This window comes from uncultured Mucilaginibacter sp. (genome assembly GCF_903893715.1).
Lineage (GTDB): Bacteria > Bacteroidota > Bacteroidia > Sphingobacteriales > Sphingobacteriaceae > Mucilaginibacter.
The window spans coordinates 16,798-42,358 of record NZ_CAITNG010000038.1; the positions used below are offsets into that span (position 1 = coordinate 16,798).

The 25,561-nt window shown below is 45.2% G+C and carries 28 protein-coding genes; 18 read left to right on the forward strand and 10 right to left on the reverse strand.

All coding sequences use genetic code 11. The features are described 5' to 3' along the window. Positions 1–123: 123 nt before the first annotated feature. Complete coding sequence (locus tag QZX97_RS04800) at positions 124–1,950, reverse strand: FAD-dependent oxidoreductase (RefSeq protein WP_295653248.1); 1,827 nt, start codon at positions 1,948–1,950, stop codon at positions 124–126. A gap of 126 nt (positions 1,951–2,076) precedes the next feature. Between QZX97_RS04800 and QZX97_RS04805 the strand changes: the two genes are divergently transcribed. From QZX97_RS04805 to QZX97_RS04815, 3 genes are all read left to right on the forward strand, one after another. Then, positions 2,077–3,756 carry an amidase gene (locus tag QZX97_RS04805; RefSeq protein ID WP_295653249.1) on the forward strand — a complete coding sequence of 560 codons (1,680 nt, stop codon included), beginning with the start codon at positions 2,077–2,079 and terminating at the stop codon, positions 3,754–3,756. A 17-nt stretch (positions 3,757–3,773) separates the two neighbouring features. Continuing rightward, entirely contained in the window at positions 3,774–4,301 is a 528-nt protein-coding gene (locus QZX97_RS04810; protein WP_295653252.1) for a YfiT family bacillithiol transferase, read from the forward strand. Between the two features lie 194 nt (positions 4,302–4,495). Beyond that, positions 4,496–4,690: a hypothetical protein gene (locus QZX97_RS04815; protein ID WP_295653255.1), complete on the forward strand. Its 195-nt coding sequence runs from the start codon at positions 4,496–4,498 to the stop codon at positions 4,688–4,690. Between the two features lie 3 nt (positions 4,691–4,693). On the opposite strand, the gene QZX97_RS04820 is transcribed toward QZX97_RS04815, so the two are convergent. Next, positions 4,694–5,149 (reverse strand): hypothetical protein, encoded by a 456-nt coding sequence (locus QZX97_RS04820; RefSeq protein WP_295664290.1) that lies wholly within the window; start codon positions 5,147–5,149, stop codon positions 4,694–4,696. Between the two features lie 105 nt (positions 5,150–5,254). Next, positions 5,255–6,904: an SMP-30/gluconolactonase/LRE family protein gene (locus QZX97_RS04825; RefSeq protein ID WP_295653261.1), complete on the reverse strand. Its 1,650-nt coding sequence runs from the start codon at positions 6,902–6,904 to the stop codon at positions 5,255–5,257. A gap of 417 nt (positions 6,905–7,321) precedes the next feature. Between QZX97_RS04825 and QZX97_RS04830 the strand changes: the two genes are divergently transcribed. The 5 genes from QZX97_RS04830 (at position 7,322) to QZX97_RS04850 (ending at position 11,114) form a co-directional block, all read left to right on the forward strand. Then, the gene (locus QZX97_RS04830) at positions 7,322–8,095 is read left to right on the forward strand and encodes an ABC transporter ATP-binding protein (RefSeq protein ID WP_295653263.1); all 774 of its coding nucleotides are present in this window, start codon (positions 7,322–7,324) and stop codon (positions 8,093–8,095) included. A gap of 6 nt (positions 8,096–8,101) precedes the next feature. After that, the gene (locus QZX97_RS04835) at positions 8,102–9,817 is read left to right on the forward strand and encodes a hypothetical protein (RefSeq protein WP_295653265.1); all 1,716 of its coding nucleotides are present in this window, start codon (positions 8,102–8,104) and stop codon (positions 9,815–9,817) included. 87 nt (positions 9,818–9,904) lie between these two features. Beyond that, the gene (locus tag QZX97_RS04840; RefSeq protein ID WP_295653267.1) at positions 9,905–10,246 is read left to right on the forward strand and encodes a type II toxin-antitoxin system RelE/ParE family toxin; all 342 of its coding nucleotides are present in this window, start codon (positions 9,905–9,907) and stop codon (positions 10,244–10,246) included. Further along, complete coding sequence (locus QZX97_RS04845) at positions 10,230–10,541, forward strand: helix-turn-helix transcriptional regulator (RefSeq protein WP_295664293.1); 312 nt, start codon at positions 10,230–10,232, stop codon at positions 10,539–10,541. Before QZX97_RS04840 ends, QZX97_RS04845 begins: the two co-directional genes overlap by 17 nt. Positions 10,542–10,643: 102 nt before the next feature. Next, on the forward strand, positions 10,644–11,114 hold the full coding sequence (locus QZX97_RS04850) for a hypothetical protein (RefSeq protein WP_295653272.1): 471 nt from the start codon (positions 10,644–10,646) through the stop codon (positions 11,112–11,114). Positions 11,115–11,164: 50 nt separating this feature from the next. Here the strand turns inward: QZX97_RS04850 and QZX97_RS04855 are convergent, their stop codons facing one another. Together QZX97_RS04855 and QZX97_RS04860 are read right to left on the reverse strand one after the other, a co-directional pair. Further along, positions 11,165–11,794 (reverse strand): NAD(P)H-dependent oxidoreductase, encoded by a 630-nt coding sequence (locus QZX97_RS04855; protein ID WP_295653275.1) that lies wholly within the window; start codon positions 11,792–11,794, stop codon positions 11,165–11,167. A 65-nt stretch (positions 11,795–11,859) separates the two neighbouring features. Next, entirely contained in the window at positions 11,860–14,025 is a 2,166-nt protein-coding gene (locus QZX97_RS04860) for a biosynthetic peptidoglycan transglycosylase (RefSeq protein WP_295653278.1), read from the reverse strand. A 115-nt stretch (positions 14,026–14,140) separates the two neighbouring features. Between QZX97_RS04860 and QZX97_RS04865 the strand changes: the two genes are divergently transcribed. From QZX97_RS04865 to QZX97_RS04875, 3 genes are all read left to right on the forward strand, one after another. Continuing rightward, positions 14,141–15,220, forward strand: coding sequence for an Mrp/NBP35 family ATP-binding protein (locus QZX97_RS04865; RefSeq protein WP_295653281.1), 1,080 nt, complete (start codon positions 14,141–14,143; stop codon positions 15,218–15,220). Positions 15,221–15,253: 33 nt separating this feature from the next. Beyond that, positions 15,254–15,532 carry a NifU family protein gene (locus QZX97_RS04870; RefSeq protein WP_295653283.1) on the forward strand — a complete coding sequence of 93 codons (279 nt, stop codon included), beginning with the start codon at positions 15,254–15,256 and terminating at the stop codon, positions 15,530–15,532. 134 nt (positions 15,533–15,666) lie between these two features. Continuing rightward, positions 15,667–16,308, forward strand: a complete 642-nt coding sequence (locus tag QZX97_RS04875) for a hypothetical protein (RefSeq protein WP_295653286.1) — start codon at positions 15,667–15,669, stop codon at positions 16,306–16,308. On the opposite strand, the gene def is transcribed toward QZX97_RS04875, so the two are convergent. After that, positions 16,305–16,877 (reverse strand): peptide deformylase, encoded by a 573-nt coding sequence (gene def / locus QZX97_RS04880; protein ID WP_295653289.1) that lies wholly within the window; start codon positions 16,875–16,877, stop codon positions 16,305–16,307. The two genes, QZX97_RS04875 and def, sit on opposite strands and share 4 nt — an antisense overlap. Positions 16,878–16,930: 53 nt before the next feature. Here def and QZX97_RS19060 point away from each other — a divergent pair, with 53 nt between their 5' ends. Both QZX97_RS19060 and QZX97_RS04885 read left to right on the forward strand, forming a co-directional pair. Further along, positions 16,931–17,188, forward strand: coding sequence for a DUF4258 domain-containing protein (locus QZX97_RS19060; protein ID WP_363151942.1), 258 nt, complete (start codon positions 16,931–16,933; stop codon positions 17,186–17,188). Then, on the forward strand, positions 17,172–17,369 hold the full coding sequence (locus tag QZX97_RS04885) for a DUF2283 domain-containing protein (protein ID WP_295653292.1): 198 nt from the start codon (positions 17,172–17,174) through the stop codon (positions 17,367–17,369). The genes QZX97_RS19060 and QZX97_RS04885 overlap by 17 nt, the downstream gene beginning before the upstream one ends. On the opposite strand, the gene QZX97_RS04890 is transcribed toward QZX97_RS04885, so the two are convergent. Further along, positions 17,366–18,595 carry a pitrilysin family protein gene (locus tag QZX97_RS04890; protein WP_295653294.1) on the reverse strand — a complete coding sequence of 410 codons (1,230 nt, stop codon included), beginning with the start codon at positions 18,593–18,595 and terminating at the stop codon, positions 17,366–17,368. The two genes, QZX97_RS04885 and QZX97_RS04890, sit on opposite strands and share 4 nt — an antisense overlap. 75 nt (positions 18,596–18,670) lie before the next feature. On the opposite strand from QZX97_RS04890, the gene hpt reads away from it, so the two are divergent. Genes hpt through QZX97_RS04905 form a run of 3 tightly spaced genes read left to right on the forward strand, consistent with a single transcriptional unit; the run spans position 18,671 to position 20,762 of the window. Continuing rightward, the gene (gene hpt / locus QZX97_RS04895) at positions 18,671–19,210 is read left to right on the forward strand and encodes a hypoxanthine phosphoribosyltransferase (protein ID WP_295653297.1); all 540 of its coding nucleotides are present in this window, start codon (positions 18,671–18,673) and stop codon (positions 19,208–19,210) included. Next, positions 19,207–19,776 (forward strand): hypothetical protein, encoded by a 570-nt coding sequence (locus QZX97_RS04900; protein ID WP_295653300.1) that lies wholly within the window; start codon positions 19,207–19,209, stop codon positions 19,774–19,776. The genes hpt and QZX97_RS04900 overlap by 4 nt, the downstream gene beginning before the upstream one ends. Continuing rightward, positions 19,773–20,762: an arabinan endo-1,5-alpha-L-arabinosidase gene (locus tag QZX97_RS04905; protein ID WP_295653302.1), complete on the forward strand. Its 990-nt coding sequence runs from the start codon at positions 19,773–19,775 to the stop codon at positions 20,760–20,762. Before QZX97_RS04900 ends, QZX97_RS04905 begins: the two co-directional genes overlap by 4 nt. 1 nt (position 20,763) lies before the next feature. On the opposite strand, the gene QZX97_RS04910 is transcribed toward QZX97_RS04905, so the two are convergent. Genes QZX97_RS04910 through mfd form a run of 3 tightly spaced genes read right to left on the reverse strand, consistent with a single transcriptional unit; the run spans position 20,764 to position 24,684 of the window. Further along, a complete protein-coding gene (locus tag QZX97_RS04910) occupies positions 20,764–21,066 on the reverse strand; it encodes a type II toxin-antitoxin system RelE/ParE family toxin (RefSeq protein ID WP_295653303.1) in 303 nt (100 codons plus the stop codon). Continuing rightward, positions 21,059–21,298 (reverse strand): hypothetical protein, encoded by a 240-nt coding sequence (locus QZX97_RS04915; protein WP_295653306.1) that lies wholly within the window; start codon positions 21,296–21,298, stop codon positions 21,059–21,061. The genes QZX97_RS04910 and QZX97_RS04915 overlap by 8 nt, the downstream gene beginning before the upstream one ends. 32 nt (positions 21,299–21,330) lie before the next feature. Then, positions 21,331–24,684 carry a transcription-repair coupling factor gene (gene mfd, locus QZX97_RS04920; RefSeq protein WP_295653308.1) on the reverse strand — a complete coding sequence of 1,118 codons (3,354 nt, stop codon included), beginning with the start codon at positions 24,682–24,684 and terminating at the stop codon, positions 21,331–21,333. A gap of 176 nt (positions 24,685–24,860) precedes the next feature. On the opposite strand from mfd, the gene QZX97_RS04925 reads away from it, so the two are divergent. Together QZX97_RS04925 and QZX97_RS04930 are read left to right on the forward strand one after the other, a co-directional pair. Beyond that, a complete protein-coding gene (locus tag QZX97_RS04925) occupies positions 24,861–25,268 on the forward strand; it encodes a DUF4199 domain-containing protein (protein ID WP_295653311.1) in 408 nt (135 codons plus the stop codon). Continuing rightward, complete coding sequence (locus QZX97_RS04930; RefSeq protein WP_295653313.1) at positions 25,261–25,557, forward strand: DUF2752 domain-containing protein; 297 nt, start codon at positions 25,261–25,263, stop codon at positions 25,555–25,557. The genes QZX97_RS04925 and QZX97_RS04930 overlap by 8 nt, the downstream gene beginning before the upstream one ends. The last annotated feature ends 4 nt before the right edge of the window (positions 25,558–25,561 follow it).

The following is a 25,561-nucleotide window of genomic DNA, read 5'->3' on the forward strand; positions in this document are numbered from 1 at the left end:
GTGAGGTCATGCCGAGCTTGTTTCGGCATCCCATGAGAAAGATACTCTGCGACATGTAATTCGCCACTTAGCGTGTGAGGTGCCGAAATAAATTCGGCATGACCTGTGGTATGATGGCTTCTTTTAATTAATCAACTTCCCGGTAATATCAACGGCACGCGCAAAGGGGTTGATGTATTGGTTGGCCAATATGGCAAACTCGCGGCGGGTGATGGGTTTATCTACGCTAAAGTCGGACGTGAATTTGTATTTGCCCTTCCATAGTTTTTGCATATCAAGTTGCAGGGTTTTAGGGTCGGCAAGGGTCATTTCGCTGATAAAGGAAAGCAGGTTGCCTACGGTAAATACCGCGCCCGGTTTGGTTTTGTTGAACCAGATGAATGAGCGCGCGTAGATCTTGAGCATTACAGGTTTTATCTCGGCCGTCATCACAACGGAATCGGGTAAAAAATAAACCGCGGCGGATTTGCCCGTGGCTTTTTGTACGCCTTTAAGCATCCCGGTAACGCCTATCTGCTGTATGGCCCTGAAGTATCTGTCGCTTTGGGTAACATCCACAAAAGGCATTAAATAGCCTTTAAAAGTCAGCAGTTCATCCTGCACTTTACGTACGTCCAGCTTTTTTGTGGTGGTTTTAAAAAACGCGCAATAAGCGGCGAGGGTACCTACACCTTGCCCTAACGTCATTTGTACAGATGGGTAAAAGGTACTCGCATTTACGATATGCGTTGTTGACAAAGCTTTTTCGGTAACCAGCAAGTTATCGATATTTCGTAAAACTACTGTGCCCAAGGGAATGCTGTATCCCGGGAAGGGCGGGTAATCTATAGGTACAGCTTTGCTGCCTTTTTCGTAATGCTGGCCGGGCATGGCATCGCCAACGCCGATGGAAGTTCGGTACAGCTTCGAAGCACGGTCGTAAGGGGTAAAAATATCGTCGCCTACCATCCTGATGAGGCCATCGGCGCGTTTGTCTTCGCGGATGTAGGGGATAAAGGGTAAATGGTCGGGCGTATCAAATTCGGCATAGTCGAGGCTAAGGTTTTTGTAGCCCAATTCTGTTTGGAGGTAATAAACCAAACCCAAGGTATGCAGGCGGCCTTTTTTGTAAAAATCTTCCCGGTTTTCGGGTTCCAGGTCATCACTGGTGGTTGGCGATGAACACTCCGGCCATTTTATCATGTACTTTTCGTTGGGCAGCTTGGCATCGGCCAACATTTTTTTAATATCCTTGCCTTTTAAGCTGGTATACAATGTAGCGTCGTAGCCTTCGGGCTTATCAATGGTCCGGTCGGCAGCGCGGCCATAGTCTTTTAAAACCGCTATCCATGTAACTTCCTGTATCTGGTCGATGGCATTATCGGGCGCGAGTTTTTCGCCTGTTTTTTTCGTCGCATCGAATCCGGTATCAAACTCTGCCCCGGCTTTGGCGGCTACGTCGCCTGTTTCGGTACCATCTATCACCACCTGCGCGCGGATGAGCACATTTTCGTTCTTCTCGCGAATGGTGACTATCCAACCATCGCCATCTTTTTTGATATTGGTCCAGGGCGTGTTCAGTTTTACGGTAAGGCGCTTAACGGTATCGGTTATTTTTTTGAGGATGGCCGCGCCGGTATAGGGTTCGAAGCGTAACGCCGCATTATACGTGGTATCGTAACCCGGTTCATTTTTGTAAAAATCGCGCACCCGCTTCCTAAATTCTCCCCATATGCCCGATGGTAAATTGCGGTTGGCATCAACAATGCAATTGCCGCCGGCCGTCATACTGCCGCCCAGCCAGGGCCCCGGTTCTACTATGATTGCTTTTACGTTACTGCGTGCCGCTTGTATGCCCGCCGCCACACCGGCCGCGCCGCCGCCTATAACAAGTACATCGGTTTTTATGTTTTGTGCCGCCGTGAGTAATGGCAATGTAATAAAAACAGTAAAAAATATTTTCTTTATCATTCTGTATAAGGGTGATATGCTCAAAATGCTAAATTAGGGCAAAGCTTTGACCTATTTAACTATACCAGGTGTTAGAAACATAAAAAAACAAAATATATTACGCTCAACCCCATTAAATCACAAAAAATGAATAAAATTTTTACCCGTAAACGGTTTGGCCTTATGGCCATTTGCAGCTTAAGCTTTGTATTTGGTGCTTTTGTTTGGCACCAGGTGGATAACAGCCCCATCACAGCCGATGTGGTAAAAGAAGCGCAAAAGATAATAGGCCTGGAGTTTACCCAGCCGCAAACCGACTCGATGCTGACCAACCTGAACAATAACGTTAACATTTACCAAGCCTTGCGCAAGCTTAACCTGCCTAACAGCACGGTGCCGGCTTTGAACTTTAACCCGGTTCCTGTCGGATTTACAAATCCCGACAAAACCAGCGGGTTTAAGCTATCGAAAATTGAAGCGGTAAAAATGCCTGCCGATAAAAACGACCTGGCTTTTTATACCGTTAGGCAATTGAGCGAACTGATAAGGACAAAACAGATAACCTCTGTAGAATTGACTCAATTTTTTATAGATAGGCTGAAGAAATATAATGATAAGCTGTTGTTTGTGGTGAATTTTACCGAAGAGCACGCCCTGAAACAAGCGGCGCAGGCTGATGCCGAAATAGCGGCGGGTAAATACAAAGGGGTGCTGCACGGTATACCGTTTGGGGTAAAGGATTTACTCTCATCGGCTGACTCAAAGACCACTTATGGCGCGGCACCTTATAAGGACCAAAGTTTAGGCATTGATGCTACGGTAGTAAAACGGTTAGAAGATGCAGGTGCCGTACTGATAGCCAAACTAACCTTAGGCGAATTGGCCCAAGGCGATGTATGGTTTGGTGGGCGCACACGCAACCCATGGGATATTACACGTGGCTCGAGCGGCTCATCGGCAGGGCCGGCATCGGCGGTGAGTGCCGGTTGTTTGCCTTTCGCAATAGGTTCGGAAACTCTGGGTTCCATCGTATCGCCATCGACGGAGTGCGGCGATACCGGTCTGAGGCCGTCATTTGGTCGCGTAAGTAAATACGGCGCAATGGCATTGAGTTGGAGCATGGATAAGCTTGGCCCTATTTGCCGCAGCGTTGAGGATGATGCGATTGTATTCAACTGCATACAAGGCACCGACCCGAACGACCTGAGTACCATTGCCGCGCCGTTTAAGTATGATGGTACTATAAAAGACCTGAAGGGTTGGAAAATTGGTTACCTGAAGGTGGCTTTTGATAACCGCCGCACGCAAAACCACCTGAACGACTCGTTGACTTTGGTGAAGTTGAAGGCATTAGGTGCTGAATTGGTACCTATTGATTTACCAAAACTACCTTTTGGCCCGCTCACTATGATATTGAATGCCGAGGCCGGGGCCGCTTTCCAGGAATTGGTGTTGAACCACAAAGACGATATGCTTGCCCAACAAAGAAAAGGCGCATGGCCAAACACTTTCCGCTCTGCGCAGTTTATACCTGCAGTGGAGTATATACAAGCCAACCGTGCGCGCACCGTGCTGATACAACAATGGTACGAGCAATTGAAAGGGTTAGACCTGTATATAGCGCCATCGTTCAGCCAGAATTTATCGCTGACCAATTTAACAGGCAACCCTTGTGTGGTATTACCCAATGGTTTAAACCAAAGGGGCTTGCCTGCCAGTATTACCTTTATGGGCCAGCTGTTTGGCGAAGGCAAAACTTTAGAAGCAGCAAAAATTTACCAGGATGCTACGGATTTTAACAAAAAACATCCTACCTTAAACTTTTAATACCAATTGTTACCATTATGAGCACAACAGCAACCGAAGAAGCCAAATATCCTATCGGAAAATTTAAGGCACCGGCATCATACACCCAGCACGAGATGCAGGAATGGATTGATGACATTAAGGCATTGCCCGGCAAATTGCGCATGGCCGTGATGACACTTAACGAAAAACAGCTGGATACCCCATACCGCACCGGCGGCTGGACCATACGCCAAACAGTGCACCATATTGCCGACAGCCATATGAACGCTTTGATACGTTTTAAGCTGGCTTTAACTGAGGATAAACCGACGATTAAAGCATATGAAGAGGCCGATTGGGCGTTGCTGCCCGACTCGCGGCTACCTATCGAACCATCGTTACGTTTGCTGGAAGGATTGCACATGCGATGGGTGGCATTGATGGACGGCATGACCGAAGAGCAATGGGACCGTAGTTTTATACATCCCGAAACAGGCGCCACAGTGCCACTACGCCGAAATTTGGGACTTTACGCCTGGCATGGCAAGCACCATTTGGCGCATATTGCCGGCGTCAAGTTTTAAAAAATACACCCCGTAAACCTGCCCTACCCCGATGCTTGACCCATCCCGGCGGGGTTTTTTGTTTAAAGCGGGATAGTGACAATGATTTTGCAAATCGGGTAAACTTAAGCTTATCTTTGTACCCTGTCTTTTAATTTTTTAAAGCTAAAAGGCGGGTATCATTTATAAAAAATGAACAATCATCCCCTGATATAATGAACAGCAGCCGGACAAGGTTATGGGCGCTGTTTTTTTTAGGCAGCTTTGTGGTGTCGCTATTGGCGATGGCTTTGATTAGTGTGCTTTTATACCATAATGGTATTTTTGACGCCATTCAGGAAAGTTTTATACCCAGTTCAGGGGCCGCATTTATTTTTTCGTTGGTTGTTTTTATCAGGCCACAGAATTAACGATTACCCTTCAATTGCTGCCAATGCTTGTCGCATAATTTCAATATCGGTGGTACCACGAAAACCACTGAAACCTACGTACAATTTTTCGCCCGATTGGAGCTGCAAAACCTGTCCGCCAAACCAGCCAATAAAGTCGGGCGCTTTAATACCGAAGCTGTCGGTATTGTCTGGGTCGTTAAAGTACATTTTTTCGAACTCACCGGTATTTGTGCCGGTAATATAGGCCTGGCTTGCTTTAGTCCAGGCAATGCGGTACAGCTCGCGGGCACGTATCTTGTCGGCGCCTAAAAATTTGCCGTGCACGTTGCCCTCTTCATCAATAATGCAAAACGCGGTGTTCCCGTTCGATTTTTCTTCATCAAGCGGGTTTTGCATATAAACAGGTATCAATTTTTCAACAGCTTCTATGAGCGATGTGATGATATTTTCGGTAGGTAGCGCTTGCATATCCATCATTTATTTTTTTATTGAGACAAACATGTATACGCAACAACGATTAAAATGACTTTGTTTTTTACTTTTTTGTTAAAAAACCGTTTACAAATTTATCAGCATTGCTAACTACAAATGCGGCTTTGGCGGTTTTATGGGCGTATCAAAATCGTTCATTCCTTTTACTTTTAATTTGCGACGGTAAATTTTATCGCCGCAGCTTACAAATAAAATATCGGCATTGGGGCCGCCAAAACATAGGCGGGTTGGCTGCCCTGAGTCAAACGGTAATGGCAATATGCAATTTACGCGGCCTATTTGATCCATCACCTGGATACCCAGGTTGGTGGCTACGTACACATGCCCCTCGCGATCTACTTTAATTTCACGCGGACGCGCGTTTTCGGCTGTATCGGGCACGTGCAGCCAACCGTAGCGCTGTTTGTTGGTCAATGAGCCATCGCGGTTAACATTGTAAATCCACACCCAATGGGTGTTCGATTCGGTAACGTATAACTGTGTCCTATCGGGAGTAAACACCATGCCGTAAGGATTATTAAGGCCCTGGTCGAGCAGGTACTTGCCGCCTTTTTTGCCGGATAGGTAAATTTTGCGGGCATCGGGCGTGCCGTCGGCACCGGTATAATAATAGCTGTAATTGTTGGCAGATGTATCGGTAAATAACACGGAATTACATTTAACATTGGATAATTTGAATTGAGCCTTCGAAAGCTCTTTGCCGTTTTCATCCAATTGATAAACCAAATTTTTACTGACCGCCAAAACACCTTTGGGCGTTGGCGATAAACTGCTGATTTCTCCTTTGCCTTCGCTGACCAATTTCCAACCCTCGCTTGGTATCAAAATATCGTTTAAAAAAGGATTTTTAGTTGGCGTGCCTTTAACCGGTTCGGGATAACCTTTCCATAGCCAGCGCATGGCCTCGGGGAAAATGGCATTGGATTGGTTGCTGTTATGGGCACCTTCGCCCCAAACGTGGTTTACTTCGTAGCCTGCAAATTCGAGTGCGCGGGCCATCATCTGGTTGGCGTAAAACCAATCGCCGCCATAGGCATTCTGGTCGTGCGAGCCATCCTGCAAAAATACCCGGATAGGTTTTGGCTCGTATTTGCGGATGAGGGATGGATAGCGGTCGCCGCCACGCAGGCTAACATAAGTGCCTATGCCGCTAAATACGCGGGTAAAGGCATCGGGGCGTTCCCAGGCGGCAGTAAAGGCACAAATAGCCCCGCTGCTGGTGCCGCCAATGGCGCGATCGTTACCGTTTTTGCTGAGCACGATGGGGCGCCCATCGCCGGTTTTATGTTTCTCTACATCGGGCAATAATTCTTCCAATAAAAAGCGGGCATAGGCATCGCCGAGGGCATCGTATTCATAACTGCGGTTAAAGCGGTCGAGCATGGTGGTGTCGGCAGCCACAACACGGCCGGGGGTGATGAATACGCCTATGGTAACCGGCATTTCTTTGCTGTTGATAAGGTTATCAAAAACGGTTGGTGCTTTAAACTGCACGCCATCCTGGTCAACAAAAACGCAGGCAGGTTTTGCGGGGTCGTACTGAGCCGGGATATAAACCGAGTACTCGCGATAAGTACCGGGGTATATTTTTGAACCTGTGAACTTGAATTTAAGCACTTCGCCTTTGGGTACGCCGGGGTGAACCACGGACGCTGAATCGACCGGGTAGTGCTCGGTGGGTTGTTGGGCGAGGACGATGGTCGGGCATATGAAAAGTAGAATATAAATAAGCGTTTTCATTGGGTTTAGAATTGGTTAGTAAATCTAAATAAAATATTGGATAGTGGCCCTTTAGGCCATGAGCGGCGAAATATTTTATGATGCCGAAATTTATGCGTATATTGTAGGGTTTAGCAAAGCGTATGGAGCATAGCGTAAAGTACCGGAAAAAAGTTCTTTAAAATACCCATATTTACCCATGTGTTTCGCAAGCGCATCGGGCAAAGTGTAAGAAAGGTAAAGGCATTTGCATATTTTGTGAATACCCATAAATGCCCATATATTATGATGGAAGATGTAAGACGGAAGATGTAAAATGTATCAGGAATTTTAAATCCGAAATTTGACATACCCATATTTACCCATATCTTGCTTTTCGGTGAAATCATCCGACATCTGTGAAATCAATAAATAATAAAAAAACACCCATATTTACCCATGAGTACTACACCACTGATACAAATCAGCAACCTGCGGAAATCGTATGGTTCGAAACAGGTTTTGAAAGGCTTGACGCTGGATATTTACCCGGGGCAGGTGATTGGTTATATTGGTCCGAACGGGGCGGGTAAATCGACCACGGTAAAAATACTGACCGGACTGATACCCGATTTTGAAGGCGAAGTAATTGTGGATGGGTATAGCCTGGCGCAAAACCCGCTCGAAATAAAACGCCTGATGGGATATGTGCCCGAAAATGCGGAGATATACGAAGTGCTTACGCCAATGGAGTATCTGGATTTTATCGGTAAGCTGTATGAATTGGAAGAAGATGTTTTAACCGAGCGCGCGCAGAAGCTATTGACCGCATTTGGCTTAGGCTCCAACCTGAACGACCGGATGGATACCTTTAGCAAGGGGATGAAACAAAAGGTATTACTCATTTCGGGCATTATACATAACCCGCGCATTATAGTGCTGGATGAGCCATTGTCGGGTCTGGATGCGAACGCGGTAATTATGGTAAAGGAATTGATGGTACGCCTTTCGGCGGAGGGGAAAACCATATTTTATTGTTCGCACATGATGGACGTGGTGGAGAAGGTATCCGACAGGATATTGCTTATCAACAAAGGTGAGATTGTGGCTGACGGTACCTTCGAGTCGCTAAAACAAAACAACAGCGATACCCTGGAGAACATCTTCGCCAAGCTGACCGGCCGTGATGAGTCGACGAATGAAACAGACGCTATTATGAACGCTTTTGACTAACCCGCCATGATAGACAACTTATTTTTAACTGTGGTGGGCTTTTTTAACCCGTTTTTTGAACGGGTGGGCGTGGATACCTACCAGCTGCACCACATATTGCGGGTAAAACTGCTGATAGATAACCGGCGCCCTACGGCCATGTTTGCCCGGCGCAAGGCCGCTATTGCAGCCACCAAAGCGCCAACCACTGTTGGTACATCATGGGGGGTGTTGATTTTCAGTATGATTATGGGTGCGCTGTATGGTATTTTCCTGTTTGCTTTCCATGATAACCCATTGATGGGGCAGACGCTGTACTTTTTCGTGTTTATGATGCTGATGTGTTTGACGCTCATTACCGATTTTACCAATGTGCTGATGGATGTGCGCGACCAATACATCATTTTGCCAAGGCCCGTGAGCGACCGCACCGCATCCATGGCGCGCATATTGCACATTACCATTTATGTGATGCGGCTGGCGCTGTTGCAGGGCATTCCCGGCATGATAATGATTGGCTTTATCGATGGCATTGCCGCTGTACCGGTTTTCTTTTTCCAGTTGATGGAAGCTACTTTGCTGAGCATATTTACCGTGAACATTGTGTATCTGACGTTGATGCGCTCGGTTAGCGCGCAAAGAGTGAAAGATATCGTCAGCTATTTTCAAATTGCTTTTTCCATCATCATCTTTGCGGTGGCACGTGTTCCGCGGATGTTCAGTTTTTTAAACCTGGGCCACTTTTCTATCATCGAACACCCCTGGTTGTTCCTGCTGCCGCCGATTTGGATATCGTCGCTTAACGAAGTTTTGATACATGCCCACCGGGCAAATTATATTGAAGCGCTGCTGGCCTTTGCGGGCATTGCCATACCCGTTGCCAGTATTTGGGTGGTGGCCAATGTATTGGCGCCGGGCTTTAACCGTATAATGGCCATTATGGCCGCCTCGGATGGGGTATCCTCATCGGTAAAACCAAAAGAAATTAAAAGGGCAGGTTTTATTGATAAAGTGGCCAACTTTTTAGCACCCGACCCGGTGGAGAATGCCGGTTTCCGCATTACCTGGAAACTGGCCGCCCGCACCCGTGAGTTTAAAATGAAGGTTTACCCTTCTTTTGCCTATGTGCCGGTGTATTTTGTGTACATTATGCTAAGCGGCCGCAGCGATGGGGGACTGGCAGGTAACTACGCCGGTTTGCAGGCGGGCAAAAGCTATATCTTTTTGTTTTACATGTGCGTTTTTGTTTTATCGTTCATCTTACAAAACGTATCGCAAAGCAATAAATTCAAAGCATCGTGGGTGTATTATGCCATGCCCATCAGCGCGCCGGGCAAAATATTGGGCGGCATGTACAAAGCCATCATCGCTCTGTATTTTGTGCCATATTACCTGGTATTAAGCATTGTTGCATTGGTGGTATGGGGCCCTGCAGTTATCAACGATATTTTACTGGCATTTTTTGTTAACCAGGTATTGGGTATTATGCTTGCCCTGTTTATGGTAAAAGGCTTTCCGTTTTCAAAACCCTTGCTCAACAGGCGGGGCAGCGGCCGGGGTTTTATGTCGTTAGCGGTGCTGTTTATTGCAGGTATAGTAGGCTTTGGCCATTATGTACTGGCGCGCTGGGAAACCGTGATTTGGATATGCGTGGTATTGGCAGCGTTGTTGAACTGGGTGATGTACAATTACTACCGCAAACAGAGTTGGGACAATATTGAGTTGGCGGATTTGGAGGGGTAGGTCTTGTGAAGTTTATATAAAAGATTTGAAAGGGGAATCGTTTCAAAAGTTGTCTGAATAGTTAACTTTAATTATTATTTTTGTACAGTGAAACTCATAAGACAGGTAGTTGCTTATAAGAGGTATTTTTTAGATTTCTACACCCAACAGCCACAAAATGTTCAGGCAAAAATAGAATGGACATTGAACCTGATCCGTGTAACCTATCAAATACCCGAAAAGTATTTTAAGCACATGGAGGGAACTAAAGGTTTGTATGAGATAAGAGTAGAAGTAGGCAGTAACATTTACAGGATATTTTCTTTTTTTGATAAAGGCAACCTTGTTGTATTGGGAAACGCATTTCAAAAGAAAACACAAAAAACACCGAAACAGGAAATAGAAAAAGCCCTGAAGATAATGGAGGAATATTATGATGGAACCAAATAAAAGCAAAGATATTACCAGTTTAGACGAAATATTGGATGGGAAATATGGCAAACGGGGCGTTGCCAAAAGAGAAAAGTGGGAACAAGAGTTTGAAACCTTTCATTTAGGCGTGCTTTTGGAAGAAGCCAGGCTAAAATTAGGGATGACGCAGGAAGAACTGGCTGAAAAGTGCGGAACAAATAAATCTTATATTTCGCGGATTGAGAACAATTCGTCAGACATCCGTTTATCTACCCTGATGAAGATTATACAACAAGGGTTGGGCGGGCATTTGAAATTAACTTTGGAGCTTTAGGTAGTTTGGGTTTGTAGCGATGCTTGCATAACGGTAATGTACAATTACTACCGCAAGCAGAGTTGGGACAATATTGAATTGGCTGATTTGGAGTGAGAAAGCATGAAAAAGACATTCAATTTTTTTGCCCTTTTATCAATAGCAATACTAACAGGTTGCGGTAATAAATTGGTGATGAACAATATGCTTCCAGAAGAAGTTGATATCAGACCATTAATGGCAAAGGGGTACTCGCCAGTGTATTGTAACGGTGCGATAACTGCATTAATTAATAAGAAGCCATATGCTTTTAATGCGAAAGATGAGGTCGTTTTGAAACAGTCGCTATTGAAATGGCTAAATAAAAATAAGCCGGAATGGGCGCAAATTGAACAGGATTTAGTTGTTACTAAACATACCCAATATCAATATAGCTATATAATCCTTTACGATCCTGTTGATGTTTATAAAACTGAGATTATTGGCGCGGATGGTAAGATGATCAAATTGTTTATCAGGTACGACGGCACTAAAATAATGACACCGTATGATGTCATTGATTGGTCAACCTGTAGCGATAATTCCAACAAATAAAAAAAGCCCTCCGATTACTCGAAAGGCTCTATTACGGAGAATGATGTATCTTAAATATGGATGAACAATTCGCTTTTTGGCCTGCGTACTTTGGCTAAATGGCTATATGTGTCATCTTCGGCACGGAAACCAACCGGTGCGATAACGGTAGTAGTTAAGCCTAATGCTTTGAGGCCTAATATTTCGTCGAATTTACCGGCTTGAAAGCCTTCCATCGGGCAGGCATCAATACCTAAATCGGCAGCGGCGGTCAGCAATACGCCAAGGGCGATATAAGCCTGCTTGTTCGACCAGGTCATTTTTTGGTCTTCGGCCAAACGGTTAACGGTACCTACCATGGTATCTTCGTAAGCACCCAGGTGCACACGTTCCATGTGGCGTACTTCGGCAATACGGTCTACGTATTTGTTTACCAAAGCCGAGTCGATAACGGTTTCGGATGCGAAGATGATAACTTGTGAGGCGTCGGTGAGTTGCGATTGGCCATAAGCAGCGTCGCGCAGTTGGGCACGGATGGCAGGGTCTTCAACAACCAATACCTTGTACGATTGCAAACCGAACGATGAAGGTGCCAGTTGAATGGCGGTCAATAAAGTATCTAATTGCTCGGGGCTTAGTTTTTTAGCCGTATCAAATTTTTTGGTGGCATAGCGCCAGTTTAATTTTTCTATGAGTGACATGATGTTCTTTGAATAATGGACAAAAATAGATGTTTAAACATTATTATTTGTCATCTGGCAGCCATCTAAAACAGACCTTTGTCTGACAGGGCCTTTTTAGCCTCATTTTCTTTCTTGCGCTCGGCCCTGCGCTCTTGCCGCAGTTCTTTTTTTGACCTGGCGGTATCGGTTTTGCGTGCAGCGGCAACGGTGTCTTTTTTGCCCCCGCCAAAAATACGCTGGAAGAAGTTGGGCTTCTTTTCGGGCACGGCTACGGGGATGATGGCATCGGCGTTGTCATCATTTTCATCGGCTTTCAAGGCGTTACTAATGGTAGCCGAATCGGTAAGGGCTAATTTTTGACGTAAAGTTGATTTAAGACGAACACTGTAAAAGCCATAACCACTGCTATCGGGTTCGGCATAGCCTTTGCCGGCCATCAGGCCGCCAATGAGGTTAAAATAGTTGGCTATATAATCCTTTAAACTGCCGTCGGGCTGGAATGAGTATAAGCCCGCCTTCGGTTTGGGCACAATGCTGGCCAGGTAAATGCTTTCGCCCAAATTGAGTTCGGCAGGGGTTTTGTCGAAATAATAGCGCGCGGCTTCGCCAATACCATACACGTTGTTTCCCCACTCAATAATGTTGAAGTAGACTTCGAGCATGCGGCTTTTGGCCATGATGTGTGTGTTCTCAATCATCCATACAATGAGCGTTTCCTCAATTTTGCGGGTGAGGGTTTTCTCACGGTTCAAAAAGGCGTTCTTTACCAATTGCATGGAGATGGTGCTGCCGCCGCGCTTAAATTTATGCTCCTTAAAGTCGATAGCGATGGATTTTTTGATGGATTGCGGCACAAAGCCGTGGTGAACAAAAAACGAAGGGTCTTCGGCAGTCATTACGGCATGCTGCAGGTACGGCGAAATATCGGTCAGCGGGGTATAATCTGGGTTTTGCGGACCGATGGTGCGCGAAGGCATGGGCTTATCCTTTTCGTAAGGCGTGTATACAAATGTACCATTCAGCTTACCTAAATCGGTTTTGCCATATTTTACGATGTGGAAATTATCCTGTTTTAAGTTAGAGCTAAAATCGAGCGAATCGGGTTTGCTGCTATCAAGGTACAGGTTCATGTTATAAGCGAGTTTCCCTGATACTTTTATGCCATCCAGCGCGTCGAACGTGCCTTGCGGGAAGGAGTTGAAAACCGATTGCGCATCGGTCATGGGCATAGCGAGCTTGAGCTCGTAAACCTTGGCCGGCTTTAGGGTGTATTTGATGTAGGGGTTAAGTGATACATCTTTGATCCGTATAACCGATGAACTATCCAACGACACATATTGCGGGCCAACAAATATGTTGGCATCCATTGAGCCGGACGGGACGACGATATCGTTTGATGCCAGCCGGGGATGGTTGACCACCAAATTACTTACCGACCACGTGCTGTATATTTGTGTTTCGCCGTTGTTACGATCAACCTTCTTCAACTCGGTACTCAGGGTATCGAAACTTAACTTTAGATGAAACTTTTTTTGGATAAAGGGCAGCTCTACCTTTTTGTGGTTATCGGCATAAAGGTTAACGTTGATAAACTTATCTGAAGGGCGCATCTTACCCATCAGATGCAGGGTCGACTCGCCATTGTTCACTACGATTGCCGAACTCAGGTCGCTGTTTTTGATGAGGGCGTAGTGGGTGAGCAGACTAACGCTGGTGCTATCGTCATGATACTTTATGTTAAAGTTTCTCACGTCCAGGTCATCGGGGATTTTGTACAGCACTTGTTTAACCAGATTATTGGCTACCACCGAAAGGTCGGTACCTGTGGTTTGCGTGGTATCTTTATTCTTTTTAAACAGGAAGTCGAAGTTTCGTACCCCTTTGATACTGCTGAGGTTAAGCAGCCCGTTTTCGATCTTTACCGATGAGAGTTTGATTTCGCCAAAAATTAAAGGCAATATCTTAATGCCTACTTCAAAATTGCTGATGTGCAACAGGCTGTCGCGGTTTTCGGGTACAATGGTAATCTCCGAAAAGGAAACCGTGCTCAGTCCGCTAAAGTGGGCCGAACCTATTTTTACATCTAAATTATAATCCCTTTTGGCTTTTGCGGTAGCTTTGTCTATCGCATTATGCAACAGTTGTTCGCGCTTAAACCAGGCGATGATACCGCCCAAAAAGAGGAGTGCAAATAGTACGAGTAAAACTTTTCCGGCAGTGCGGATATATTTTTGAGGAATACGCTGCATCTTAAATTTTGACAAAACTAATAATCTTATCTTTACAACCGTTTAGTGGCCGATAATAATTACCCTAACAAACGTTGATGCTGCATGTTTTATATTTATTTGACGATTTAAACTGATGACAATTACCAAAGAACAAATTTTAGCCGCGTTGAGCAATGTTGAAGAGCCGGATTTGAAGAAAGACCTGGTTACCTTGAACATGATAGAAGACATCAAAATTGATGGACTGAACGTGAGCTTTTCGGTAATACTAACTACACCTGCCTGCCCTTTAAAGGCCATGATAGAGAATGCCTGTCGCAACGCCATTTTATATTTTGTAGATAAAGAGGCGGTAGTGAGTATCAATATGACATCGAAAGTAACCACGCAGACCAACAACAGTATGCCGGGTATCAAAAACATTATCGCGGTATCGTCGGGTAAGGGTGGTGTCGGTAAATCTACCGTTGCCGCAAATCTGGCCGTCGGTTTGGCCAAAACAGGCGCCAAGGTAGGTTTGATAGACGCAGATATTTACGGCCCTTCGGTACCGATGATGTTTGGTTTGGAAGGTGCAAGGCCGCATAGCACGCAGGTTGATGGCAAAACCCGTATCGAACCGATGGAGAAATACGGAATCAAATTATTGTCGATAGGCTTTTTTACCGACCCTAATCAACCGGTACCATGGCGCGGGCCAATGGTGTCGACAGCGGTGAAACAGTTGTTTACCGATGCCGATTGGGGCGAGCTGGATTATATGGTGGTTGATTTGCCGCCGGGTACCGGTGACATCCACATCACCATTACCCAAAGTTTCCCGATTGCCGGGGCGCTAATTGTTACTACGCCGCAAAATGTGGCTTTGGCCGATACCCGCAAAGGTGTAGGCATGTTTATGATGAAAGCCATTAACGTACCCGTGCTGGGCATCATCGAAAACATGTCATATTTTACCCCGGCCGAACTACCAGACAACAAATATTATATTTTTGGTGAAGGTGGTGGTAAGAAACTGGCCGCAGAATTGGATGTGCCTTTTTTAGGGCAAATACCATTGGTAAAAAGCATCTCCGATTCGGGTGATGCGGGTGCACCAATGATTATGGATGATAACAACCCGATGGCACATGCCTTTATCGACCTGGCAAAACGGGTGGCGCAGCAGGTAGCCATTGTGAACGCCAACGCCGCGCAAGCTGCGCTTGTTTAATAAATTAGTATCTTTGTACAAATATATTTGAATATGAGTTTGTTAGAAAGGGTTGAAGCAGCATTGGATTCCATTCGCCCCTATTTGGAAACGGATGGCGGCAATGTTTCGATAGCCGAAATTACACCCGATAACGTGGTGAAGTTACAGCTGTTGGGCTCGTGTGGCTCGTGCCCGATGAGTATTATGACGCTGAAAGCAGGTATTGAGCAAGCCATTAAAAAGGCAGTGCCCGAAATAACCGCTGTTGAAGCTTTGAACCTGACAGATATTGACGACCCGAACGCGGTTTTGCCCGCAAACCTGCGCTAAGCGTTAAAGAATGTTAAAATGTTGTTACGTGTAACTATTTGATATAAAAATCGTTTATTTTGTATATCCGTTTAAACAACCAATTTAGTTTTTGGCATAGATATAGCGGGTACATTAATTGCAACCAATTTGTGATGAAGCGTTTACTGTTCATATTAAGTATGTTAGCCGCCACATCGGTTTTTGCCCAGCAAAAAGCCGAGCGTCCGCTGGTGCAGTTTTCGGGCGTGGTGATCAACGCCGATAGCAGCGGTATTGTACCTTACGTAACCATCACTAACCTTTCGTTCAATAAACAGGTAAATTTGGCCAACTACAAAGGCTACTTCTCTTTTGTAGCTCACGAACAGGATACCATCAAATTTACCTCGATAGGCTACGCTTCGACTACTATTGTCATCCCCGCTAAGGTGAATGATAAAAGCTATACCATACAGGTAAGGTTAAGTGCCTCGATTACGCATTTGCCGGCGGTTAGGGTATTCCCCTGGGCCACTACCGATGAGTTTAACAAAGACTTTTTGTCGATGAAGATAGCCGATGACGATTTGGCCATAGCGCGTAAAAACCTTACCGGGAAATCAATATCGTCCCTCGAGAAAACATTACCGCTTGACGGAGGTGACAGAACAATCCTCAACTACAATGATATGCACACCAATTTGGTGAACTCACATTCCATCACCAATCCTTTGCTGAACCCATTTGCTTGGGGTGCACTGATCAAGGAAATTGCCGCGGGTGATAAGAGCAGAGGTGTATCTTCTGATTATTAACGGCCTTTTTTAGCTGCCGGAAACTTCATTTTATAATCTACCGATATATTCCCTTTGGAGATATCGTTTAGTTTTTTCTCAATCAGCCTCTTGCGTAGCGGACTCAATTTATCGGTAAATAGTTTACCTTCAATATGGTCGTACTCATGCTGGATGATACGTGCTGCCAATCCGCCAAAGTTTTGCTGGTGGTGTTTCCAATCCTCATCATAATAAGAAATCACCAAATTGGCCGGGCGGTAAACGTCCTCGCGTATTTCGGGTATGCTCAGGCAACCTTCGTTAAATGGCCACTCCTCACCGCTTTCTTCTAATATTCGGGCATTGATGAAGGTCTTTTTAAAACCGTCCAGCTCAGGCTCGTCGTCGCTGAAGGGTGTGGCATCAACTACAAACAACCGCATCGACAGGCCAACTTGCGGCGCTGCCAAACCAACACCTTTTGCGCCGTACATGGTTTCGAACATATCGGCTATAAGCGTTTTTAAGTTCGGATATTCGTGCGGCTCAATATCGGTAGCAACACGTTTCAAAACCGGGTCGCCGTATGCTATGATAGGTAATTTCATTCCTGCAAAAATACAAGATTTAATTTTTGATAAAAATTTTAATATTTTTATGAATGTCTTACATAATTTCTAAACATGCACTTGAACAAATCGTATTAAGAGGTATACCGGAAGATGTAGTTATAAAAATATTAGACAGCCCCGGCCAGATAATTAATTTGAATGATAAAAGGATATATCAATCGATCATTGAAGATGATGGAAAGCAATATTTAATCAGGATATTTGTTAATCACTTTAAAGAGCCCAACGTAGTTATAACAGCATACAAAACATCAAAAATAAACAAGTACTATGAAGGTAACATATGATAAGGAGACGGATGCATTATACATTCAATTCAAAGCCGAAAAAATAAATGAAAGCGATGAAGACAAGAATGGCGTGATGATAATTGACTATGCTGCCGACGGCTCTGTAATAGGTATTGAGGTATTAAATGCTTCCGAAAAGCTATCGCTCCCGGTTGAGCTTGACTTTATTGAAACCTAATCGTTAGGCTCAAATAGCAAGGTAGCCATACGGCTGTTGTCAAAAATTTCGTTGGCAATATCCATCAACTCATCGGCAGTAACAGCGTTTATCCTGGCGAAAATTTCTTCTAAGCTATCAACCCGTTCAAAATCGATTAGGCTTTTGGCCATGGCGATAATCAGGCTGATACGGTTCTCTTCGCCCAAAGCGATCTGGCCGATAAATTTTTGTTTTGCCTGCTGCAATTGTAAAGTACCCAATTTTTGCTCGCGCAGTTTTTTGAGCTCTTTGTGGATGAGCTTGATGGCGCGTTCGGCTTTTTCGGTATCAGTACCAAAATAAATGGAAAAGATGCCGCTATCAGAAAACGCCGAATAGTTAGACTCGATGGAGTAAGCGATGCCATATTTTTCGCGAATCTCGAGGTTTAAGCGCGAACTCATGCCCATGCCTCCCAAAATATTGTTGAGCAATAGTAGCCCATTCTTTTTTTGGTTGTTCAAAGCGTAAGCCTGGCTGCCGATGACGCCATGCGTTTGCGATATAGGTTTCGAAAAGCGCAGGGTTTCCGTCAAACCAATTTCGGGTTTGATACGATTCTTCAATGAAGCATTTTCGGGAACCGCACCAAAATATTTCTCTGTCAGTTTAACCAGTTGCTTAAAATCGTATTCGCCCAAAACGGCAAAAACCATTTGGTGGGTATTGTAGTTTTGAGCGATGAATTGCTGAATATCGTTCCTGTTCAATTGGTTTACGCTTTCGGCAGTACCCAAAACATTGCGGCCAAGGGGATGGTTTTTAAACAGGATATCCTCAAAATCGTCCTGTATGGCTTCGTCGGGCTGGTCCAGGTAGGACGCTATTTCGTCCAGTATCACACCCTTTTCTTTCACCAATTCCTCTTCGGGGAAGGTGGAGTGGAAAACAATGTCTTCCGTAAGGTCGATAGCCCGCTCCAAATGTTGTTTTAAGAACGAAGCATGTATGCAGGTATACTCTTTGGTGGTATAGGCATTCAGGTCGGCACCCACCAATTCCAAATGGTTCAGTATCTGATTGGTATTGCGGCGCACAGTGGCTTTAAACAGCAGGTGCTCGATGAAGTGCGCCAGGCCGTCTCTACCGTGCGCCTCGTCGCGTGCGCCGGCATTTACCACAAAGCAGCAATGCGCTATGGTCGATGCTACGGGCTTGTACAGCAGGCGGATGCCGTTTTGTAAAGTGTGAACCTGGTAATCCATAAGCGGGCAAAGATAAGTAAATATCCCAATCCTGATTTTTGAACATTGCTGCCCGATTTTAACTATTTTAGCCTGATGAAAGTTAAAATTCACGACTTGGAGTTCGAGAAAATGATACCTTTTGAGCATATCGAACAACGGACTGCGGAGCTGGGCCAAACCATCAGCAAAGAATACCAAAATAGCACACCGATATTTGTGGGCGTTCTAAACGGCTGTTTCATGTTTACGGCCGACCTGCTGAAACAGGTAAACCTGCCCTGCGAGGTTGCTTTTATGAAATTGTCGTCGTACAGGGGTGGCTTGGAAAGCACACGCAGCATCCGCGAGGACCTTGACCTGAGCGTTGACATACAAGGCCGCCACGTAGTTTTGGTAGAAGATATTGTGGATACCGGCAATACCCTGCGCTACATGGTTGACAAGTTGAATGCCTTGAACCCGGCATCCATCAAAGTGTGCGCCTTGCTGTATAAACCAGAGGCCATGGAACATGATATACCCGAACTGCAATATGTTGGTTTTGAAATTGAGAACAAGTTTGTGGTAGGTTATGGTTTGGATTACAAAGAGCTGGGCCGCAATTTGAAGGATATTTATCAATTGGTGAAATGATAAAATATGTGTTGGTATGTTTGCTTTTTTTGGGACTGTATTTAAATGCGGATTCGCAAACCGCTACCACAGCGTTTAAACTCGATTCATTAATTAGTTCTGAAATTAGAAAGATAAATCTAAGTCATGGGGTAATTGTGTACAAATCAAGTCTCGCAAATTTGAAAAAGGAATTAAAGAGCATTGAAATGTTAGAAGACATTCATTTCAAAAAAGTCCATTATCATAAAACCCGCAACGACAGCTTAACTTATCAAGTTTGGACGTCCGCGGAAAGCTTAAATGCGACCCCCAAAATTGAACTTTATGTACAATCCGGAACATTTACAGATAAAATCGACAACGAGAAAAACAGCGCAAGCAATAAACTTAGTGTAGAACACATCAGGATAACAAGGTTACATCGGCCATACATAATCGAACTAATTACATGTACAAAAGGCCCATTGACTTTTTTACAGGTTGATAAGAAAAAATGTGAGATAGCCTATGAGGATGCTTTGATAGGGATAGGGAACGCCTATGCACTTTTAGAAAAAAACGTAAAAGGACAAGCAGTACAATGAAAAGATTGATTTGGATTGTTTTACTTCTGTTATCTAAATTGTCGACGCATGCACAAAACGTAAAACCCCGCATCTCCGTACACGACCCGGTGATGTTCAAACAGGATAGTATGTACTATATTTTTTGCACCGGCAGGGGTATCGCCGTATGGTCGTCAAAAAATATGACGGATTGGACGCGGGAAAAACCCGTTTTTACCCAAACACCCGATTGGGCGTCAAAGGCCATCCCCAAAGCACGCCCAAACGATTTTTGGGCGCCTGATATATCGTACTATAAAGGCACCTACTACCTGTTTTACGCGGTGTCGGTTTTTGGTAAGAACACATCCGTTATCGGCTTAGCCACCAACAAAACCCTGCATACCGATTCGCCGGATTTTAAATGGGTGGATCAAGGGTTGGTGATACAATCCTTCCCGGGGCAGGATATGTTCAACGCCATCGACCCGAATTTGATACGTGATGAAAAAGATGCGCCTTACTTGACTTTCGGCTCCTTTTGGGACGGCATTAAACTGGTAAAGCTGAGCGCCGACTTGAAACAGCCTATAGAGCCCAAACCCTGGTTAACCATAGCCAGTCGTCCGCGCAAAGCAAACCTGCCCGATAGCGTGGCTGGTAACGCCGCCATTGAAGGCCCTTTCATTTTTAAAAAGAACGGCTATTACTACCTGTTTACCAGTTGGGATTATTGTTGCCGCGGGCCTCAAAGCACCTATAAAATGATGGTTGGCCGCTCCAAAAAACTGACCGGCCCCTATACCGACCGTAACGGCACCGACTTGGCCAAAGGCGGCGGCACCTTGGTTTTAGCCGGCGACAAAGATTGGTACGGCGTAGGCCATAATGCCGTTTGTAGCTTTGACGGGGTGGATTATATCATCTTTCATGCCTATGATGCGGCGGATAAGGGGCGGTCGAAGTTGAGGATAGAAAAATTGGGTTGGGATAGTGAGGGTTGGCCGGTTGTGGGGGTGAAGTAGCTTATAATTGTGTTAATTTATACGGGTCTTGTCTGTTATCAAAAAGAGAAACGATTTCAACCAACTCATTGGTTACCCGAAAATAAATAGACGTTTGTGCCGAAAAAACGCATCTCTGAATGGACTTGTCTTTTAAAACCATAGGATAGTGTTCGGGATTGTTTTGAATGCGTTCTATAGTTTCGTCGATTTCCGTTGCAATACGAATAGTTATTTCCTTGCCCCATTCCTCCAATAAATAGTCAACAAGGCTTTCATAGTCATTTAAGGCTCTGTCAGACCATAACAATTTCCTTTCAGCCATTGCTGGAACGGAAGTTTTTTATCTTTTCGCTGATACGGCTTTTAACTTCGGTCATGGTATGAACCCGACCTGCATCAAGATCAGCCAATCCCATATTGATACCTTTAAGCTCGGCATCCGACAATTTATAATTGTCATTCTCAACATGATATTTTAAATCTAACCGATCTAACAGGGCCTGTAAAACCGGGAGGTCTTTCTCTTTGTCTATTTCCACCGTTAATGTTGTCATATCCAAATTTACAAAATATTCCCACAAAAATCCTACACCCCAACCGGCTCCGCAATCTCGCTCAACAACTCTACAGCCTCATCAATGCCTTGCACGTTTTCAATGCTCAATCGTAGGGTATTTTTCACCTCTTTTAAATTGCAGCGGCGCGGGTTGGCCTGTAAAAAGGTGAGTACCTGTTTAAACTGGTCGGTTTCGAAATAGGCGCTTTGCTGGTTAGCGATGAAGTAGCCACGCAACACATTCTTTTTAAGCGATATTTTTTCGAAGCCGATGCTTTTACCCAGCCATTGCAGGCGCATGGTATTGAGCAGGTCGTTTACCTGGCGGGGCACAGGGCCAAACCGGTCGTGCAGTTGGTGCGCGAAGGCATCGAGTTGGGTTTCGTTTTCCAGTTTGCTTAGTTCGGTGTACAGGTTGTAACGTTCCTGTATGCTGGTTACATATTCGTCGGGTATCAGTATCTCCAGGTCGGTATCAATTTGGGTGAAGGAGATGAACGCCCGTGGTTTTTCGTCGGTAAACAGACCTTTAAACTCGTCTTCTTTTAGTTCCTGTATGGCCTCGTCCAGTATCTTATGGTACATTTCGAAACCTATCTCAGCAATAAAACCGCTTTGCTCGGCACCCAACAGGTTACCGCTTCCGCGGATGTCGAGATCGCGCATGGCTACGTTGAAGCCGCTGCCCAGGTCGCTAAACTCTTCGATGGCGCTCAGGCGTTTGCGCGCTTCGGGTGTCAAGGTTGATAGCGGCGGGCTCAACAAATAACAAAAAGCCTTCTTGTTGCTCCGGCCAACGCGGCCGCGCATCTGGTGCAGGTCGCTCAGGCCAAACATGTGGGCGTGGTTAATGATGATGGTATTGGCGTTGGGTATATCCAAACCGGCCTCGATAATGGTGGTAGCTACCAGTACATCATATTCGCCGCTCACAAATTTGAGCATTACGTCTTCCAGGTCGTCGCCCTCCAACTGGCCGTGGGCAATACCTACACGGGCTTTGGGTACCAGTTTGTGTATCATACCGCCTAACTGAGGTAAGTCGGCAACGCGGTTATGAATAAAGAATATCTGCCCGCCGCGCTCAATCTCGTATTCAACGGCCTCTTTTATCAGCTTATCGTTAAATACATGCAGCTCGGTTACTACGGGCTGGCGGTTAGGCGGTGGTGTGGATATGATGGACAAATCGCGTGCGCCCATGAGCGAGAAGTGCAGCGTACGTGGTATAGGCGTAGCGGTAAGCGTGAGTGTATCTACATTTACGCGCATGGCCTTTAATTTTTCTTTGGTGGTTACCCCGAATTTCTGTTCCTCGTCGATGATCATCAGGCCAAGGTCCTTAAACTTTACGTCCTTGCTTACCAGGCGGTGCGTACCAATGATGATATCGACCTTACCTTCGGCCAGTTTGCTCAAGGTCTCCTTAATTTGACCGGTTGATTTAAAACGGTTCACATAATCAATATTTGCAGGAAAGCCTTTTAGGCGCTCGGAAAAAGTTTTATAGTGTTGGGCCGCCAAAATAGTGGTAGGTACCAAAATAGCCACCTGTTTGCTATCGGCAACAGCCTTAAAAGCGGCTCGTATGGCAATTTCTGTTTTACCAAAACCTACATCGCCGCAAATGAGGCGGTCCATGGGGTGCGGCGATTCCATGTCTTTTTTAAAATCGACGGTGGCCTTTTCCTGGTCGGGGGTGTCCTCATAAATAAATGAGGCCTCCAGCTCTGTTTGCAGGTAACTATCGGGCGAAAAGGCATTGCCGTTTTGGGCCTTGCGTACAGCGTAAAGCTGTATCAGGTCGCGGGCTATGTCTTTAACTTTTTTTTTAGTGTTTTTTTTTAGCTTGTCCCAGGCATCTGTTCCAAGTTTGTTCATTTTGGGCATAGTGCCCTCCTTGCCGCTGTATTTTGAGATGCGGTTGAGCGAGTTGATGTTGACGTACAGCAAGTCGTTATCTGCGTAAAGCAAGCGTATCATCTCCTGCATTTTGCCCGCAACCTCCACTTTTTCCAACCCGGCATATTTGCCTATACCATGGTCTATGTGCGTAATGTAATCGCCGGGTTTTAGCTCGCGCAGCTCTTTCAGGGTAATGGCCTGCGAACGCTGGTAACCCTTTTTGAGCTTGTATTTGTAGTAACGATCGAATATCTGGTGGTCGGTATAGCAAGCGATTTTTTGCTGCAGGTCCACAAAGCCCTCGCGGATGGAAACGTTTACCGGGGTAAATTTGATTGATTTGTCCAGATCCTCAAAAATAGCGTAGAGGCGCTCCATTTGCCGGGTACTATCGGTAAAAATGCAGTTCTCTATTTTATCGGCCTCGTTGTTTTTGATGTTATGGATGAGCAGGCTAAAATCCTTATTGAAGGATGGCTGTGGCCTGATATCGAACTGGACGCTATCCGTAGGGGTGTAGAAGAACTGTTTGCCAAATTCAATAACCGGGAAATCATGGAGCTGGTCGGCGATAAGCTTCTCATCGGTAAAAGCAAACTTGGGGTCTATCCAGTCGGGGTTTTGGTTTTTATCCTCTGCCGATAAAGCCTTCCACAATTGCGTGGCCTTTTTATAACCGGTTTGGATGATATCCAGTGTAAACTGCACATCTTTTATCCATACCTGCGTGGATGGGTCGATATATTCTAACAAGGAGATGTTGTTCTCGGTTAAAAACTTCGACTGTACGTTAGGCACGATAGTAATGGTCTTTACCTGCTCGACGGATAGCTGGCTTTCAATTTCGAAGGTGCGGATGGATTCCACCAGGTCGCCAAAAAACTCAACCCTGTAGGGCAAATCGTGCGAGAAGGAGAAAATATCAACAATACCACCGCGAATGGAAAACTGGCCGGGTTCGTACACAAAATCAACGCGTTCAAAATCGTACTCAATTAAAAACTCGTTGATAAAATCGAGGCTTAGTTTGTTGTTTATGGCAATTTCGAGGGTATTCTTTTCGAGCGAGGCGCGGTCTATCACCTTTTCGGCGATGGCTTCGGGGTAAGTAACGATGAGTTTGCCGTATTCGGATGAATGGTTCAATTCGTTCAGTACTTCGGCGCGGGCCAAAACATGGGTGCTGTCGGGCTGGGTAAACTCAAAAGGTTTGCGGAAGGAGGAAGGGAATACCAATACTTCTTTGTCGAGCATGTTCTCCAAATCCGCCTGAAAATAGCTGGCCTCTTCCCTGTCGGGCAGTACGAACAGCATGTGGCTGTGCTTCAAAAAATACAAAGCTACCGCCATGGCCGCATCGCTCGATCCGACAAGCCCCCGTAGGTGTACCCTCGGGTTTTTAGTAGCATTCAGCGCTTTTGCCAACGTTTGTATGCGTTCGTCGGCTTTGTATCGCTCCAGTATATCTCGAATATTCAAATCGCTGCAAATATACGGAAAGCGGGCTTAGCGGGCGAAGCTTTTTAGCGCCAAACAAAAAAATGAAAACAAAAGGCAGCATAATTTACTTGTAAATTATAATTGTCAATCAGCTGAATAAAGTGTTGATTTTGAACAATTAAATATAAATTTATATTTATAAACCAACCTGAATAATGATGAAAACCACTTTGATTTCCGGCGCCATAATTGGCGTGCTTAGCGCAGTTTGGATATTTGGAATGTATAGGCTTGGCATTAGCACTAAACCAACGACAGATTTTAGCCCGATAGAACTGACCGCAGGACTGATACCTTTATTGGGACTATATTTTGGTGTACGCGCTTACCGCAATGAAGTATTGGGCGGGCAAATGAGTTTTTTGGAAGGCCTGTCCGAAAGTTTTAAGATATTGATTTTAGGTGGTATGATAGCCGTTGCCTTTGCCATCTTGTTTATTTCCTATGTTTCGGCGATGAGCATTACCGATTTTTCGGGACAAATATTTGGCGCTTTGCTGTTGGGTTTGCTATTTTCGTTAGCGGTAGCGTTGCTGCTGGCGAACAAGCATAAAAATGTATGAGCTAAAAAAGTTCTTGCGCGATAATTTTGAACTGATATTCTGGGTATCGGCCATGGTTGCGCTTGCCTTTAGCGACCCGACCAAGCCGCATTACACTTTATGCCCTTTAAAACTGATGGGGTTTAGCTGGTGCCCCGGTTGTGGCCTTGGGCATTCCATATCGTACCTTTTTCGCGGCAAATTGCTGCCATCTTTCCGTGCGCATTGGCTGGGTGTGCCGGCTGTTATCATAATATTTCACCGCATGTTTGTTTTGTTTTTGCAAACCGCTATCTTTAAAAAAACTTAACCTT